Annotated in this window: 14 protein-coding genes and 1 riboswitch; of the genes, 7 read left to right on the forward strand and 7 right to left on the reverse strand. The window is 66.6% G+C overall.

Features of this window, described 5'->3' with window-relative positions; genetic code table 11:
- Together AC5RTT_RS12460 and AC5RTT_RS12465 are read left to right on the forward strand one after the other, a co-directional pair.
- The coding region (locus AC5RTT_RS12460; RefSeq protein WP_494145451.1) for an ABC transporter ATP-binding protein at positions 1 to 1405 on the forward strand (1405 nt) is incomplete at its 5' end.
- On the forward strand, positions 1402 to 2202 hold the full coding sequence (locus AC5RTT_RS12465) for an energy-coupling factor transporter transmembrane component T family protein (protein ID WP_494145452.1): 801 nt from the start codon (positions 1402 to 1404) through the stop codon (positions 2200 to 2202). The genes AC5RTT_RS12460 and AC5RTT_RS12465, both read left to right, overlap by 4 nt.
- On the opposite strand, the gene AC5RTT_RS12470 is transcribed toward AC5RTT_RS12465, so the two are convergent.
- Positions 2199 to 3032, reverse strand: a complete 834-nt coding sequence (locus AC5RTT_RS12470; RefSeq protein ID WP_494145453.1) for a glycoside hydrolase family 25 domain-containing protein — start codon at positions 3030 to 3032, stop codon at positions 2199 to 2201. The two genes, AC5RTT_RS12465 and AC5RTT_RS12470, sit on opposite strands and share 4 nt — an antisense overlap.
- A gap of 204 nt (positions 3033 to 3236) precedes the next feature.
- Between AC5RTT_RS12470 and AC5RTT_RS12475 the strand changes: the two genes are divergently transcribed.
- From AC5RTT_RS12475 to AC5RTT_RS12485, 3 genes are all read left to right on the forward strand, one after another.
- Positions 3237 to 4760 carry a UDP-N-acetylglucosamine 1-carboxyvinyltransferase gene (locus AC5RTT_RS12475; protein WP_494145454.1) on the forward strand — a complete coding sequence of 508 codons (1524 nt, stop codon included), beginning with the start codon at positions 3237 to 3239 and terminating at the stop codon, positions 4758 to 4760.
- A gap of 67 nt (positions 4761 to 4827) precedes the next feature.
- Positions 4828 to 6057, forward strand: coding sequence for a glutamate--cysteine ligase 2 (locus AC5RTT_RS12480; protein WP_494145455.1), 1230 nt, complete (start codon positions 4828 to 4830; stop codon positions 6055 to 6057).
- 49 nt (positions 6058 to 6106) lie between these two features.
- Positions 6107 to 6430, forward strand: a complete 324-nt coding sequence (locus tag AC5RTT_RS12485) for a DUF1905 domain-containing protein (protein ID WP_494145456.1) — start codon at positions 6107 to 6109, stop codon at positions 6428 to 6430.
- Here AC5RTT_RS12485 and AC5RTT_RS12490 read toward each other — a convergent pair.
- Genes AC5RTT_RS12490 through AC5RTT_RS12500 form a run of 3 tightly spaced genes read right to left on the reverse strand, consistent with a single transcriptional unit; the run spans position 6427 to position 8315 of the window.
- Positions 6427 to 7635, reverse strand: a complete 1209-nt coding sequence (locus AC5RTT_RS12490; protein ID WP_494145457.1) for an O-succinylhomoserine sulfhydrylase — start codon at positions 7633 to 7635, stop codon at positions 6427 to 6429. The genes AC5RTT_RS12485 and AC5RTT_RS12490 overlap by 4 nt on opposite strands.
- Positions 7636 to 8046, reverse strand: a complete 411-nt coding sequence (locus AC5RTT_RS12495; protein WP_479772852.1) for a rhodanese-like domain-containing protein — start codon at positions 8044 to 8046, stop codon at positions 7636 to 7638. It lies immediately after the preceding gene.
- Positions 8043 to 8315 (reverse strand): DUF1737 domain-containing protein, encoded by a 273-nt coding sequence (locus tag AC5RTT_RS12500; protein ID WP_494145458.1) that lies wholly within the window; start codon positions 8313 to 8315, stop codon positions 8043 to 8045. Before AC5RTT_RS12500 ends, AC5RTT_RS12495 begins: the two co-directional genes overlap by 4 nt.
- Before the next feature lie 13 nt (positions 8316 to 8328).
- A riboswitch (SAM riboswitch) is annotated at positions 8329 to 8443 on the reverse strand.
- Between the two features lie 237 nt (positions 8444 to 8680).
- Here AC5RTT_RS12500 and opgC point away from each other — a divergent pair.
- Complete coding sequence (opgC, locus tag AC5RTT_RS12505; protein ID WP_494145459.1) at positions 8681 to 11155, forward strand: OpgC domain-containing protein; 2475 nt, start codon at positions 8681 to 8683, stop codon at positions 11153 to 11155.
- 106 nt (positions 11156 to 11261) lie between these two features.
- Here the strand turns inward: opgC and AC5RTT_RS12510 are convergent, their stop codons facing one another.
- The 3 genes from AC5RTT_RS12510 to AC5RTT_RS12520 form a co-directional block, all read right to left on the reverse strand.
- Positions 11262 to 11516, reverse strand: coding sequence for a hypothetical protein (locus AC5RTT_RS12510; protein WP_494009850.1), 255 nt, complete (start codon positions 11514 to 11516; stop codon positions 11262 to 11264).
- Positions 11517 to 11751: 235 nt separating this feature from the next.
- Positions 11752 to 12219, reverse strand: a complete 468-nt coding sequence (locus AC5RTT_RS12515; RefSeq protein WP_494145460.1) for a pyridoxamine 5'-phosphate oxidase family protein — start codon at positions 12217 to 12219, stop codon at positions 11752 to 11754.
- Positions 12220 to 12260: 41 nt separating this feature from the next.
- Positions 12261 to 13190, reverse strand: coding sequence for an aminodeoxychorismate lyase (locus AC5RTT_RS12520; RefSeq protein WP_494145461.1), 930 nt, complete (start codon positions 13188 to 13190; stop codon positions 12261 to 12263).
- Positions 13191 to 13322: 132 nt separating this feature from the next.
- Here AC5RTT_RS12520 and cls point away from each other — a divergent pair, with 132 nt between their 5' ends.
- Positions 13323 to 14762 (forward strand): cardiolipin synthase, encoded by a 1440-nt coding sequence (cls, locus tag AC5RTT_RS12525; RefSeq protein WP_494145473.1) that lies wholly within the window; start codon positions 13323 to 13325, stop codon positions 14760 to 14762.
- The last annotated feature ends 10 nt before the right edge of the window (positions 14763 to 14772 follow it).

Below are 14772 nucleotides of genomic sequence, written 5' to 3' on the forward strand. Positions count from 1 at the left end.
GCTCGGGCCCTCGGGCGCCGGCAAGTCCACGCTGCTGCACGCCCTCGCCGGGGTCCTGGGCGATGTGAACGACGACGGCGAGGCCGGCGACTCCGACGAGTCAGGTTCACTGCTCGTCGACGGCGGGTCCCCCCGCGGCCAGCGCGGACGTGCCGGATTGATGCAGCAGGACCCCGAAACCCAGGTGGTCCTCTCCAGGGTCGGGGACGACGTCGCGTTCGGCGCCGAGAACCTCGCCGTCCCCAGCGACGCCATTTGGACCCGGGTGCACGAGGCGCTCGCCGACGTCGGGCTGTCCCACCTGCCGCTGGACCATCCGACGGCGGCGCTGTCCGGCGGGCAGAAACAGCGGCTTGCGCTGGCAGGCATCCTGGCGATGCGGCCCGGGCTGATCCTGCTGGACGAGCCCACCGCCAACCTTGATCCGGCCGGTGTGCTGGAGGTCCGGGACGCCGTGGCGCGCTGCCTGGACAAAACCGGTGCCACGCTGGTGGTGGTGGAGCACCGGGTGTCGGTGTGGAAGGACCTGGTGGACCGGATCGTGGTCCTGCAGCCGGGCTCGGCCGCCGGTCCTGGCGTCCTCCTGGACGGTCCGCCGGACCGGGTCCTGGACGAGGCCCGCACCATGCTGGCCGCCGCCGGGGTGTGGGTCCCCGGCTACGTGCCGGCCACCCGTCCCCGCGCAGCCGGCACCGGCCCAGGCGCGGGAGACCTGATGCTGGCCGCCGAGAAAGTGGCTGTGTCCCGGGAACGCCCGCGCCGCAGCGGATTCCGGAAAATCCAGCCGCTTCCGGTGCAGGAGGACATCACCGCGCAGGTACGGGCCGGACAGGCGCTTGCCATCACCGGGCCCAACGGTGCCGGTAAGTCAACCTTTGCACTGACCCTCGCGGGGCTGCTGGAGCCGGTTGCGGGCAAGATCTCCGCAACAACCCGCCTGAGCCGGGGCGCGGGAATCGACCCCTTCAGGTGGAAGGCCGAGCAACTGATCGAGCGGATAGGCACGGTGTTCCAGGAGCCGGAACACCAGTTTGTCACCGGCAGGGTGCGTGACGAGCTGCTGTTTGGCCCGCACCATCTGGGCCACGGCGAGGACCGCGTTGACGAGCTGCTGGAGCGGCTGAGGCTCACCCCGCTGGTGGATGCCAATCCCTACACCCTCTCGGGCGGGGAGAAGCGGCGGCTCTCGGTGGCAACCGTCCTGGCGGCCAGCCCGCAGGTCCTGGTACTGGATGAGCCCACATTCGGCCAGGACGCCAACACCTGGGCTGAGCTGGCGTCCTTCCTCTCCGAGCTCCTGGACTCCGGCACGGCTGTGGTGTCCGTGACCCACGACGCCGAGTTCACCGCCGCCCTGGGCGGAACCGAGCTGAAGTTGGCCGCGGTGGAAAAGGTGGCCCTGTGAGGCAGGAACTGCACCTGCGCGGCAACAACGCCCTGCTGACCCGCGCCAATCCGCTCAGCAAGCTGGCCGCCGTCCTCCTGATCACCGTGGTCCTGGCGCTCTCCATCGACTGGGTGTCCGCTTCGGTGGCGCTGGCCTTCGAGGTCCTGCTGTTCCCGCTTGCCGGGCTCACGCTCACGCTGCTCTGGCAGCGCGGGTGGCCGCTGATCCTCGCCGCCGCCGTGGGCGGCTGGAGCACCTCGATCCTCGCGCCGGACAGCGGAAGGACGCTGATCGACGTCGGCATCTGGACCATGAGCGAAGGGTCCCTGGAGACGGGGCTCGGGTTCATGCTCCGCGGGCTCGCGATTGCGCTGCCGGCGGTGCTGCTGATGAGCTGCACCGATCCCACCGATCTCGCGGACGCGCTGGCCCAGAAGGCCCGCCTGCCGCACCGGTTCGTGCTGGGCACCCTGGCCGCCATGCGCCTGGTGGGCCTGCTGGCGGAGGAGTGGCAAACCATTGGCATGGCACGCCGCGCGCGCGGCGTGGGGTCGCGCGGCAACGTGCTGCAGCGGGCGAAAGCCACCCTGGGGCAAAGCTTCGGCCTCCTGGTTCAGGCCATCCGGCGGGCGTCGAGGCTGGCAGTCACCATGGAAGCGCGTGGATTTGGCGGCGGGACCCGAACCTGGGCCCGCGCCTCAACCTACAGTGTGCTGGATGCGTGGGTGCTGGCGGGCGGCCTGCTCGTGGCGGGACTCGCAGTGGTGGCGGCCGTGTCTGCCGGCACCTGGAACATGGTGTGGCTGGGAAGCTAGGGTTCCTGCGTGCACGCATGGTTGTAGTCGAAACCCCGCGCGACGAACTGGGTCAGGACCACGGTGCCCCCGCCCGTGAGCGGTGCGTTCAGGCACGCGCCGGCCGCCCGGTACGCGTTGCGGGCGCCGGCCAGCCAGCTCGGCAATCGGTACAGGTTGCTGGTGCTGCTGACGTTGCCAACGATCCGGCCCCACTGCAGGGACGTGGAGTAGATGCCCACTCCCTTGACGTTGATGCTGTGGAAGAAGTCCGTCATGCCCTCCAGGACGGCGCGGTTGGCGTCCTTGTCGCCGGACCAGCTGTTTTCGGTCTCCACGTCGAGCCACCAGACATAGTCGGCGGGATTAGTGATTCCCCGGACGTAGGCGTCGTCGTAGGCCTTCGCCCAGCCGTACATGTAGGCGCAGGCTTTGCCGTAGTCCCCCTCCCTGCAGGGGCCGTAGGGATTGTGGACCTGCCGCCCGATGGGGTACTCGTCGTTGACAGGCCACCAGGAGCCGGAGCTTCCCGGATTCGCGGTATTGACGTACAGCGAAACCGCCGGCTGGCCAGGCAGGCCGGGGGAAGCGGCTGCCCACTCAAGTTGTTCGTCCAGGCAGGGGTTGGTGGTGTTCGCCAGTCCGTTGTTGACGCCGACGATCCCGAAAGCCTGCCCCTTAGGCAGATCCTTGTTGCATTGCGGCCATGACACGTCGTTGCCGAGCAGGGACTGGCCGCCCTCGCCCGGGGAGGGCGCGGCGGAAGCAGGACCCGCTACGGCCAGCAGGACGGCTGCCGCCAGCAGCCAGGCAAGCCTGAACGCGAACGGGCGGGCATGGTGCCGGAGCATTGCGCTTTTCCTTGGTGCCGGGGAAGGGACGTGCACTTCCAGTCTCCCGCCGGGGTGCCTGCGGGACAAGCGGCTCATGCTCAAGAATGACTGTGCGTTCCCTCAACAAGATTTCTATCGCATAAAGCGGGTAGGGTCCGGCCTGGACGGGCCGTTACGCGGCTGTAATGACGCCAAATAACTCATTTATGATATATTTCTGGCATGACGCAGGAAACAACTGAGCACGTTGCCGCCATGCTGAGGGATGCCCGGACCGAGAAGGGCTGGACCCAGGGCCAGCTGGCTGCCGAGCTGGGAACCAGCCAGAGCGCGGTGGCCCGGATGGAGCAGGGAAAGCAAAACCTGAGCCTGAAGATGATCCAGCGCCTGGAAAGCATCTTCGGCCGGAGCATCGTCAAGGTGGGCAAGCCGCAGATGACGCACCTGCGCGTGGAGGGCGGGCGGACCCTATCCGGCGCCGTCGACGTGAACAGCAGCAAGAACGCCGGCGTCGCCCTGCTCTGCGCCAGCCTGATCAACCGCGGCACCACCGTGCTCCGCCGCCTGGCCAGGATTGAGGAAGTCAACCGGATCGTGGAGGTCCTAACCAGCATCGGTGTGGAGTGCACGTGGCTGAACGATACCGACCTGCGGCTCCGCCGGCCGGCCGTCCTGGACCTTGAGGCCATGGACGTGGATGCCGCGCGCCGGACCCGCAGCGTCATCATGCTGCTGGGACCGCTGCTGGATGAGACGGAGGGATACCGGCTTCCGTATGCCGGGGGTTGCGATCTGGGGACCCGCACGGTTGAGCCGCACATGCAGGCCCTGCGCCAGTTCGGGCTTTCGGTGGAGGCCACGGCGGGCTTCTACGCCATCCAGGCACCGCCGCCGGATGCCCAGGACCGTTCCTTCGTCCTCACCGAGCGCGGCGATACCGTCACCGAAAATGCCATCATGGCCGCCGCGCACCGCGAGGGAACCACGGTCATCCGCAACGCCAGCCCCAACTACATGGTCCAGGACCTCTGCTTCTACCTGCAGATGCTGGGCGTGACCATCGAGGGTGTGGGAACCACCACCCTCAGCATCACGGGCAAGCCGGTTATCAATGCGGACATCGAGTACTTCCCCTCCGAGGACCCCATTGAGGCCATGAGCCTCATCACCGCCGGGATCGTCACACATTCCGAGGTCACGGTCCGCCGCGTGCCCATCGAGTTCATGGAGATTGAGCTGGCCACGCTGGGCCAGATGGGGCAGCAGCTGGAAATCTCCGGCGAGTACATGGCGCGCAACGGCCGGACCCGCCTGGTGGACGTCACCACCAAGCCGTCGGAGCTGCACGCACCCGAAGACAAAATCCACCCCATGCCGTTCCCCGGCCTCAACATCGACAACCTGCCGTTCTTCGCCGTGATAGCAGCCAATGCAACAGGCCAGACCATGATCCACGACTGGGTCTACGAGAACCGTGCCATCTACCTGACGGAGCTGAACCGGCTGGGGGCCCAGGTGCAGCTGTTGGATCCGCACCGCATCTATGTCAACGGGCCCACCAAGTGGCGCGCGGCCGAAGTCGGGTGCCCGCCGGCACTGCGGCCGGCAGCGTGCCTGCTGCTGGCCATGCTTGCGGCCCGCGGGGTGTCCGAACTGCGGAACATCTACGTCATCGAGCGCGGGTATGAGGACCTGGCGGAGCGGCTGAACACCATCGGCGCCAAGGTGGAGTACTTCCAGGACTGAGCATTAACGCTTCGTCATGAACGGCGGGGCCGCTTCAAATACGTTCCCGCTGCCGCAGAATGTCAATATGCGTACATTCGGCGTGGAGGAAGAGCTCCTGATTGTTGATCCGGAGACCGGGGAGCCGCTGGCGCTGGCCGACGCGCTGCTGTCCGGCCGCCGGGTGGCTGCCGACGATTCCGCCCAGGATCCGCATCCGCTTGAGACCGAGGACAAAACGGTCCATGACGACGACGAGACGGGCCTCAGTGCCGAACTGAAGCTTGAGCAGATTGAGACCCAGACCCGGCCCTGCCTTGAATCCGGCAGCCTGTTGGACCAGATCAGGGCCGGACGGATGCTCGCAGACCAGGCCGCGAAGAAACACAACGCCCGCGTCGCCGCGCTGGCCACCTCGCCGCTGGGCCTGAACAGCCACACCACTCCTGATCCGCGCTACGCCAGGATGCTGGAACGCTTTGGGCTGACCGCCCAGGAGCAGCTGACGTGCGGCTTCCATGTCCACACCTTTGTGGAGTCACCCGAAGAAGGCGTGGCGGTGCTTGACCGCATCCGCGACAAACTGGCCGTGCTGACGGCGCTCAGCGCCAACTCGCCGTTCTGGAACGGGCTGGAGACCGGTTTTGAAAGCTACCGGACCCAGGCGTGGAACCGCTGGCCGACGGCGGGACCGGCTGGCATCTACGGCACCTACGCCGCCTACCGCCGGCTGGTCAGCAGGCTGCTGGACACGGGCGTGATGCTGGACGAAGGGATGATCTATTTCGACGCCCGGCTGTCCCGCAACCATCCCACCGTGGAGGTGCGGGTGGCCGACGTCTGCCTGCGGGCCGAGGATGCGGCCCTCCTCGCGGTCCTGGTCCGTGCCCTCGTGGAGACCGCCGGCCGGGAGTGGCGGGAAGGCGTGGAACCTGTACCGGTACCGACTGTCCTGCTGAGGATGGCTTCCTGGCAGGCCAGCAGCGGGGGCCTCGGAGGGGAGCTGCTGGACTTTGGAAGCTTCCGGCCGGCCCCCGCGCCCGAGGTAGTGCGTTCCCTGGTGGAGTACCTCGCGCCGGTGCTGGAGGAACAGGGTGAGCTCGACCTGGCGCGGCAAGGCGTGGAAGCGATCATCGCCCGCGGCACAGGGGCAGCCGAGCAGCGCCGGGTCCGTGACCGGTTGCTGTCTGGACCATCGGCCAAGGACATGGGCTTCGGCGCCGTGGTGCGGCATGCCGTGAACGTCACCATGCGCGGCGACTTGGACCTCTCGGAAGTCGATGCCGTTCCAGACCTGCTGCGGGTGCGGCAGGCCTAGCCAGTTCGTAACCGTGGCGTTAAGGAAGGCCACGTGCCATACTCGGCGCGTGGCGCCGTCGTACTCTTTTCATGCCGAACTTTGGCTCTATCCCGGCGAAGCGGGCTGGCACTTCCTCACCCTGCCGCCGGACGTGGCGGACGACATTGCAGAGCAAAGCGAGGCCGGCAACAAGGCCTTCGGCTCGGTCAAGGTCGCGGTGGAAATTAGCGGCCACCGCTGGCTGACGTCCATCTTTCCGGACAGCAAAATGGGCTCGTACCTGCTTCCCGTCAAGAAAGCTGTACGGGAAAAGGCGCGCATCAAGGCGGGCGATAGCTTGGACGTCCGGCTGGAGCTGCAGCCGGACAATGCTTCGCCGGGAGAAAGCTAGATCTGTTTCAGGGCCTGTTCGAGGTCGCGGATCAGGTCGTCGGCGTCCTCGAGCCCAACGGACAGGCGCACCACGCCGTCGCTGAGGCCGATGGCAGCCCGTCCCTCCGGCCCCATCGCACGGTGCGTGGTGGTGGCGGGGTGCGTGATCAGGGATTTCGAATCGCCCAGGTTGTTGGAGATATCGATGATCCGCAGCCCGTCCAGCAGCGCGAAAGCGGCTTCCTTGCCCGAGCGGCCGCCGGACGGAGCGAGCTCAAGGGTGAGCACCGTGCCGCCGGCGCGCATCTGCTTGGCAGCAAGTTCGTACTGCGGGTGCGACTTCAGCAGCGGGTACTTCACCCAGCTCACGGCAGGCTGTTGCTCCAGCCATTCGGCGAGCCGGAGGGCGGTGGCGGAGGAGTGGTTGACACGCAGCGCCATGGTCTCCAGGCCTTTGGTCAACACCCACGCGTTGAACGGCGACAGCGACGGGCCGGTGTGGCGCATCAGCTGCTTGACCGGACCCTCGATGTACTCCTTGGTGCCCAGGATGGCACCGCCCATCACCCGGCCCTGGCCGTCGATGTGCTTGGTGCCGGAGTAGACGATGACGTCCGCGCCCAGCTGGCCGCAGCGTTGGAGCAGGGGAGTGGCAAAGACGTTGTCGACGACGACGGTGGCCCCGGCAGCGTGCGCGAGTTCGCTGACCGCGGCGATGTCCACGATCTCCTGCATCGGGTTGGACGGAGACTCGAAGAAGACGGCGGTTGTGGGCTGGGACAGGGCGGCGCGCCACTGCTCCAGGTCCGGACCGTCCACAAAGACGGTCTCCACGCCCCACCGCGGCAGGATTTCATTGAGGATGACGAAGCAGGAACCAAAGAGCGAACGGGCGGCCACCACGCGGTCCCCGGCTGCGAGCAGGGCGCCCAGGGCGGTGAAGACGGCGGACATGCCGGAGGCGGTGGCAAAGCACGCCTCCGTTCCTTCGAGCAGCCGGAGCCGCTCCTGGAAGGTCGCCACGGAGGGGTTGCCGTACCGGGAGTAGACGAAGCGCTCGTCCTCGCCGGTGAAGGCGCGTTCCGCAGCAGCGGCGGATTGGTAGACGAAACCCGAGTTCAGGAATACCGCTTCGGACGTTTCCTGGAAGTTGGTGCGGTCCAGCCCGCCGCGGACGGCCTGGGTGTCGGGGCTCCAGCCGGCGGCGTCGTTATTGAAGGTCACTTAGTTCTTTCCCAGGTTGGTCGGCAGGCCGCGGTTCTTCCAGCCATTGACGGTCCGTTCGCCGTAGCGGTCCGGGTCGCCTTCGAACCCCTCCAGGACGTTGTAGGAGGTGAAGCCGGCCTGCGTCGCGGCGATGGCGGCGGAGATGGAGCGCTGGCCGGAGCGGCAGATGAACACCAGCTCCGTGTTGGAATCCTCCGGAGCCTGCTGGCTCAGGTCCTTCAGGAAATCCGGGTTGGGAATGCCGCCGGGGAATGTCCACTGGATGAACAGCGGATCGTTGTCCGTGGCTTTGGTGTCCGGAATGCCGATGTGCGCCCATTCGCCCTCGGTGCGCACGTCCACCAGGATGGCGCCCTGCTCAAGCTTGGCCCAGGCTTCCTCCGGCGTCAGGTCTCCTGCGTAGCTCATGCGTGGCCCTCGCCGTCGAACTCGAGGTCCTCGTTGGCTGCTTCCAGGTCGTCAACAGCGGTGGCGACGGCGGCGTCCGCCGATGCGATGGCGGCCGGCAGGACCACGGCCTGGGCCACGATGACGCTGGTGCCGTTGAAGGCTGCCGTCGGGCTTCCGTGCAGGACGTAGCCGTCGGCGAGTGCGGTTGAGATCCGCTCACAGAATTCACGGTTGTCCGGGCCGCTGATGAGGCGGTAGGACAACTTTTCTTCGGGGGCGTCGGACACGACGGGTCTCCTTCTCTCACGCTTGCAGCTCGAATTGGTCGATATGCCGAGTATTCACCTGAGGCACCCCGCCGCGGAAGGAGGGTTGCCGACCGGCCAGTCAGGGCTTGGCGCCGGTACTCATTACTCCCCAAAAACGTAACATCTGGCACCGGCGGCCGCATCGCCGTCGTCGTCATGTTGCGTAACTGAAGCGGAAACGCTGCCGAAGGCGGCGGCGCGGTGCGGTCACCGGTGAACGGCCGACTGCGGTATCACCGCAGGTGGGCGGGCCTTTCTTTCCCATCCCGGCGGGACGGCCCGATACAGTTCTTGGGGGGGGCAGCGCCCCGCCGCGAAAGACCAGCACTGGGGGTCCCTTGAACATGCGAACAGCCGCGCCCTGCCGCCGCACCCGTCCGGCCCTGACCCCCCGTCTTCGCGTGGCCTGGGCGTTCCTTGCCGTACTTGCTGTTGCGTGTGTGGCTGCGGTCCTGCCGGCGGGGGCGGCCCGGGCAGCCGAACCCGCACCGGATGCGGGCAAGCCGCTGCTCGGCGTCGTCCTGGAATGGGGCGAGGACACCGCTGCAGGGTTTGCCGAGCGGCTGGGAGCGTCCCCGGCTGTCTATGGACACGACATCGCTTTTCCCTACCGCTCCTCCGAGCAGAACGACATCAAGGGATTCCTTGAACAGTCCTCGCTCCAGGGTGCCCACGCCATGCTCACGGTCAAGCCCACGGTGCCGCTGGACCAGATAGACGCCACGGCTGCCGAGTCATTCGCCGGGGAAATCAGACGGCTTACCGCGCAGTTCCATGGGCAGGTGCTGGTGCGGTTTGCCCCGGACATGAACGCCTCCTGGGTGGAGTGGGGCCAGCAGCCCGCCGAATACCGGAAGGCGTTCCAGGCTGTCTCCGCGGCATTTGGGGATTCCGACGACGGCCGGACGGTTATGGTCTGGGAGCCGTACCTGGGCAAGGACTACCCCTTTGACCGGAACCGGAACGCGCCGGCCCGCGGAAGCGACGGTTTCGCCTTGCTGGATACCAACGGCGACAGGGCCTGGGACGGGTCTGACAGCGCCTACGAACCGTATTATCCGGGTGATGATGCCGTGGACTGGGTTGGCCTGACGGCTTTCCATGACGACACCGCCGGTGGCGCCGCAGTCAATACCGTTCCGCGCGCCGGTGAACTGGAGGACATGCTGACGGCCTCGGGCGGCGAAAACTTCTACGCCACCTATGCCGAGGAGCGGGCCAAGCCGTTCCTGCTGCAGACCGCCGCCTTCTACAGCCCCGCGTCCGGCGGCGCGTCCGAGGCTGAGATCAAGACCGGCTGGTGGGACCAGGTGGTGGGCACTGCCACGGCGGCAGAGTTTGGCAGGACGGCCGCGGTGGTCTGGGACGAGCGCACCAGCACCAGGGACACCGGCGTGGCCAGCATCGACTGGCTCCTGACCGGCAGCCCGGAGATCGCCCGGGCGGCGCTGGACCGGCTGGAGGCCTCGCCCTTGGTGACCGGTCCCGTCACGGAAGTGTCCACCGGCGGCAGCGACTATCTCCGGGCCAACACGCTGGCCGGGGCTGCCGCCTGGACAGTAGGGGCCGCGCTCGTCATCCTCCTGGTGGCCCTCTGGCAGATTCCGCGGCGCGTTCACGCCGCAACAGCTTGGGGTTACACGGACCCGTCCGGCAGGGATTCGCGCGTGGACCTGCTGCGCGGACTGGCCATCGTGTTCGTCGTGGTCAACCACCTGGGCATGACGTCCCTGTTCCAGCTCCTGACCCAGGAGGCGGTGGGCTTCGTTTCGGGTGCCGAACTGTTTGTCCTCTTCTCCGGTCTGGTGGTGGGCATGGTCTACGGGCCCCGGGTGAAAGACGATTTTGGAACCGTCGTGGACCTGACGTCCAGACGCGCCGGCAAGCTCTACCTGACATCACTGATAGTCCTCGTGGGCGTCTTCCTGGCTTCCCTGCTGCCGGTTCTCCGTATCGACGCGCTAACAACCTTCGCGGACCAGGGGACCGGCGGGGCAGGGCACGACGGCGCCGGCCGGACCTACGACCTGTATGCAGGAATGGAGCAACTCTTCCAGTTCCCGGTGCCGGCCCAGGTCCTCCCCGCCATCCTGCTGCTGCAGTTCGGTCCGTGGCAGTTCAACGTGATGGGGCTGTACGTGGTGCTGCTGCTGGCCGGCCCCTTTATTCTTGCTGCCCTCAACCGGGGCAAGGCCGTGTGGGTGCTGGCCGGCACCCTGGCGGTCTACGCCGTCGGCGCCGCCACGCGCTTCCGGCTCCTGCCGTCGCAGTTCGAGGATTCGTTCCCGCTGCTCGTGTGGCAGGTGCTGTTCGTGCTCGGCCTGGTGGCCGGATTCCACCGGCGCAGTATTGTCACCTGGCTTTCGGCGCGGACATGGGTGGTGGCCGCCTGCACGGTGCTCACGTTCCTGCTGGCTTTCCTGTCCTGGGGGAACCCCTATCTTGCCAACGGCTTCGATGTCCGGTTGGCCATCGTCCCGGACACCGTGTACCGGACGGTCTACGACGCCCTCTTTGCACGGACCTACCTGGCACCCGGCCGGCTCCTCAACGTCCTGGTCCTGGTGGTCGCTGCCTACGCATTCCTCACCGCGTACTGGAAGCCGGTGCAGCGGGCTTTGGGCTGGTTCCTGATTCCGCTGGGCCGCGCGACGCTGTACGTGTTCATCATGCACGTGGTGCTGATTGCCGTGGTGGCGAACATCCCTGCGCTGCAGCAGGAGAACGTCCTGCTGAACACGGCTGCCTACGCCGCGGTGCTGGGGCTGCTGTGGGTCATGGTCCGGACGAAGTTCCTTTTCCGGATCATTCCTACTTAGGAGCCGGCACCGGGCACCGGCGGCTGTTCGCGACATAAAAAAGCGACGGGAACCGCGGGCCCTTGCCCTTGGTTCACGCCGCCGTTGTGTCCTGGGCCCGGTTGTCCTAGACCAGGCCCGGGTAACTGGCCATGATGTAGTCGGTGGCCGCGGGGCCCTTCATTTGGAGGCCGGTGCGGTCCGGGCTGATCCTGTCGCGCATGGCAGCCCAGAAGCTGTCCTCCGGACTGAGTGCCTGCTGATTGATGAAGCACCAGCTGGTGTAAAGCCCGTACAGGCGGTCACGGTCCAGGCTGTGTTCAGAGGTTTGGTCGAGGTAGGTAGCTTCACGGAGAAAGATGTCGAACTGCGAATGTGCCATGACGGCTTCCCTTCGCTAAGTGCGGTGGCGCTGCCGTTCGGCTACAGCAACAGACCTCACATGCCGTGCACGGGGCAATGGAGTGGAACTGGGTCCTTCACGAAAGGAGGACCCCACAAGCGCGATTGGCGCCTATCTACAGTGTAGACTCTACGCGTAGACTAAACATCCGGCAAGCGTCTTGATTAACACGCCCGTACACCGCTTTCAATGCCGGCTGGCCCAGCGAAGCGGACTATTCGAACGAGGCCCGCCGCCGGTCCTGCAGGCGGGTGTTCCAGATGTCCGGACGGGCCACCCTGAAGCGGCGGCCGGTCAGGGCCCGCGGGGAAATCCGGATGTAGTGGCTCTTCTCTCCGGGCTGCCAAGGCTCCAACCCCAACGCGTCCACCGCGTCCTTTTCCGCCTGGTCTTCCATGATTTCGGTGTCCCCGCGCAGCACCACGCTCCAAGCTTCCTCCGTGTGCGGATCGTAGCCGTCGATTTCCAGGGCGGCCGGGCGCTCCTGGGCGGCCCCCCACAATTTGGTCACCCCGGACGTGCGGAAAGTGATGCTGCGGCGGTAAACCACGTAGTTGATGGGGAAGATCTCCGGATGGCCGTCCACCACCAGGGCAAGGCGGCCCAGGGTGTCATCGGCCAGGAGGTCCCAGCACTCGTCGAAGGTCAGGTTGTCATCTGGCTGCGGCGCGCGTGAATCCATGAACCACACCCTACGGGCCGGCCGGCCGGGGGAACAGCCCTTTACTGAATGCCGGCGAAAAGTTCACTCAGCTCAACGGTCAGCTCCTTCTGGAGCGACGGCGTCCCGATCTCCTGCCCGTCAATCCGGTTGACGGGCGCGAGCAGGCGCACGCTGGAGATCAGCCACACGGCGTCGGCGTCCAGCAGGTCCTGCGGCACCAGCGGCCCGTACCCCAGTTCCCAGCCTGCTTCCCTGGCGGCCCTGAACAGTGCTCCCTGGGAAGTCCCCGCCAGGATTCCGCTGTCCAGTTGCGGTGTGACGAGGCGCTTGACTGTTGTGCCGTCGTCGGACTTGTCCACGTGGGCAAGGAGCACCGTGGACGTGGGACCCTCCAGGACCCGGCCATCGGAGGAGATGAAAATGACGTCGTCGGCGCCCTGCTTGTGGGCGTGGCGGAGCGCCGCCATGTTGACGGCGTAGGAGAGGGTCTTGGCGCCGAGGAGCAGCCACGGGGCGCGCTCTGCGGCATCGCTGTCATAGCCGCGGTCAAGGAGGATGACATCGATGCCGGTCTCACGCTGGCGGCGGGCGGCCGCTCCCACTGGGGAAACCTGGACCCATGCTGTGGGGGCAGCGGCGCCCTCAGCCCCGCGGGTCACCACCAGCTTGACCACCAGTTCATCATCGCCGTCCGAAACAGGAGGGTGCTGGGAACGGTGTTCGGCAATGGCGGCGGCAATGGCCCGGCGCCACTGGTCCTGCCCGGGGATCGCGAGGTCCAGTGCTTCCCCGGAACCGTCCAGGCGGTCCAGGTGCGCCTGGATTTTCCGGACGTTGCCGCCGACGGCGAGCATAGTCTCGAACGCCCCGTCACCGCGGGTGGCACCCTGGTCCGTGACCAGCAGCTGCGGCTGGGACGCGTCGGCCAGCCGGCCGTCCGGGAAAGCAGGATCAAGGAAAACAAGAACCACGGAAGCAGGTGACGTCATGGCTCCAGCTTAGTGCGGCGCCGCGCCGATAAGCTGGGCTGAGTGCCCCGGCCGGAATCCGTCCGCCGGGAGCCCGTGAGCCCGGGGGTTTTTCCGTTGTTGTGGCCATTTTCGCTTGCCGGCACCGCACCGATGTGGGTGGTGGTGGTGCTCGGCGTCGCCGACCTGGTCATCAGGGTGCTCGCCGTTGGGATCATCCCCGGAAACCGGAGGCCCACCACTGCGATGGCGTGGCTGCTGGGCATCTTCTTTGTCCCGTTTGTGGGCATCATCCTGTTCCTGCTGTTCGGCAACTTCCAGTTGTCAAAGCGCCGCCGGGAGCAGCAGCAGGAGGTCAACGAGAGGGTACGTGCCGGTATCTCGTCCCTCGCCGACGTCGAAAGCCATTACCCGGGCCCGGAATGGGTCACCTCCGCCGCGGAACTCAACCGCCGGCTGGGATCCCTGCCCATGGTGGACGGCAACTCGGTTGACCTCCTCCCCGGATACCCGGACTCCATCCTCACCATGACGGAAGCAGTGCGGAAGGCGAAGAAGTTCGTCAACGCAGAGTTCTACATTATGAGCACGGACCACATCACCGACGACCTGCTCACCGCCTTGGAGGAGGCGGCCGAACGGGGCGTGGAAGTGCGCGTGCTTTTCGACCACATCGGCACCCTCCGGGTCCAGGGCTACAAGAAACTCCTTAAGCGCCTCAGGGCGGGCAAGATCCAATGGAAGCGGATGCTCCCGCTCATGCCCATCCACGGCCAGTGGCGCCGGCCGGACCTCCGGAACCACCGCAAGATCATGGTGATCGACGGCGAAATCGCGTTCACCGGCTCCCAGAACCTGATCGAGCCCTCCTACAACAACCCCCGACACCGGAAGGCCGGAAGGGAATGGGTGGAACTGATGGCGTGCCTGCACGGCCCCATTGTCACCACCCTGAACGTTGTCTTCGCCACGGACTGGCTGAGCGAAACCGACGAGTCGCTGGAGCATCAGCTGCAGCTGCCGGCGAACGCCCACCCGGGCAACGTCACCGCGCAGGTGGTGCCCAGCGGCCCCGGCTTCATCACGGAGAACAACCTGCGCCTGTTCAACACGCTCATCTATTCCGCACAGCACCGAATCTCCATCTGCAGCCCCTACTTCGTGCCGGACGACTCGCTGCTATACGCCATCACCACTGCAGCCCAGCGGGGCGTGGACGTGGAACTCTTCGTCTCCGAGAAGGGTGACCAGTTCCTGGTCCACCACGCCCAGCAGTCCTACTACGAGGCACTACTGGAGGCCGGCGTCCGGATCTACCTCTACAAGGCCCCGTTCGTGCTCCACGCCAAGCACTTCACCATCGATGACGAGGTTGCAGTCCTGGGCTCCAGCAACATGGACATGCGCTCCTTCTCGCTGAACCTCGAGGTGTCCGTGATGCTGCTCGGCGAGGACATCGTCACCAAGATGCGGGCGGTGGAGGACACCTACCGGGACATTTCGCACGAGCTCAAGCTCCCCGTGTGGCGCAACCGTCCCTTTGCAGCGCGCTACGTGGACAACGTTGCCCGGCTGACCGCAACGGTGCAGTAAGGGCCTGGGC

Source organism: Arthrobacter sp. Y3221157 (assembly GCF_059089865.1).

Excerpts from the sequence above, each read along its gene's own strand:
- cls (WP_494145473.1), top strand. The coding sequence starts at position 13,323 with ATGTGGGTGGTGGTGGTGCTCGGCGTCGCCGACCTGGTCATCAGGGTG.
- AC5RTT_RS12470 (WP_494145453.1), bottom strand. The coding sequence starts at position 3,032 with ATGCTCCGGCACCATGCCCGCCCGTTCGCGTTCAGGCTTGCCTGGCTG.
- AC5RTT_RS12510 (WP_494009850.1), bottom strand. The coding sequence starts at position 11,516 with ATGGCACATTCGCAGTTCGACATCTTTCTCCGTGAAGCTACCTACCTC.
- AC5RTT_RS12475 (WP_494145454.1), top strand. The coding sequence starts at position 3,237 with ATGACGCAGGAAACAACTGAGCACGTTGCCGCCATGCTGAGGGATGCC.
- AC5RTT_RS12480 (WP_494145455.1), top strand. The coding sequence starts at position 4,828 with ATGCGTACATTCGGCGTGGAGGAAGAGCTCCTGATTGTTGATCCGGAG.
- AC5RTT_RS12495 (WP_479772852.1), bottom strand. The coding sequence starts at position 8,046 with ATGAGCTACGCAGGAGACCTGACGCCGGAGGAAGCCTGGGCCAAGCTT.
- opgC (WP_494145459.1), top strand. The coding sequence starts at position 8,681 with ATGCGAACAGCCGCGCCCTGCCGCCGCACCCGTCCGGCCCTGACCCCC.
- AC5RTT_RS12520 (WP_494145461.1), bottom strand. The coding sequence starts at position 13,190 with ATGACGTCACCTGCTTCCGTGGTTCTTGTTTTCCTTGATCCTGCTTTC.
- AC5RTT_RS12515 (WP_494145460.1), bottom strand. The coding sequence starts at position 12,219 with ATGGATTCACGCGCGCCGCAGCCAGATGACAACCTGACCTTCGACGAG.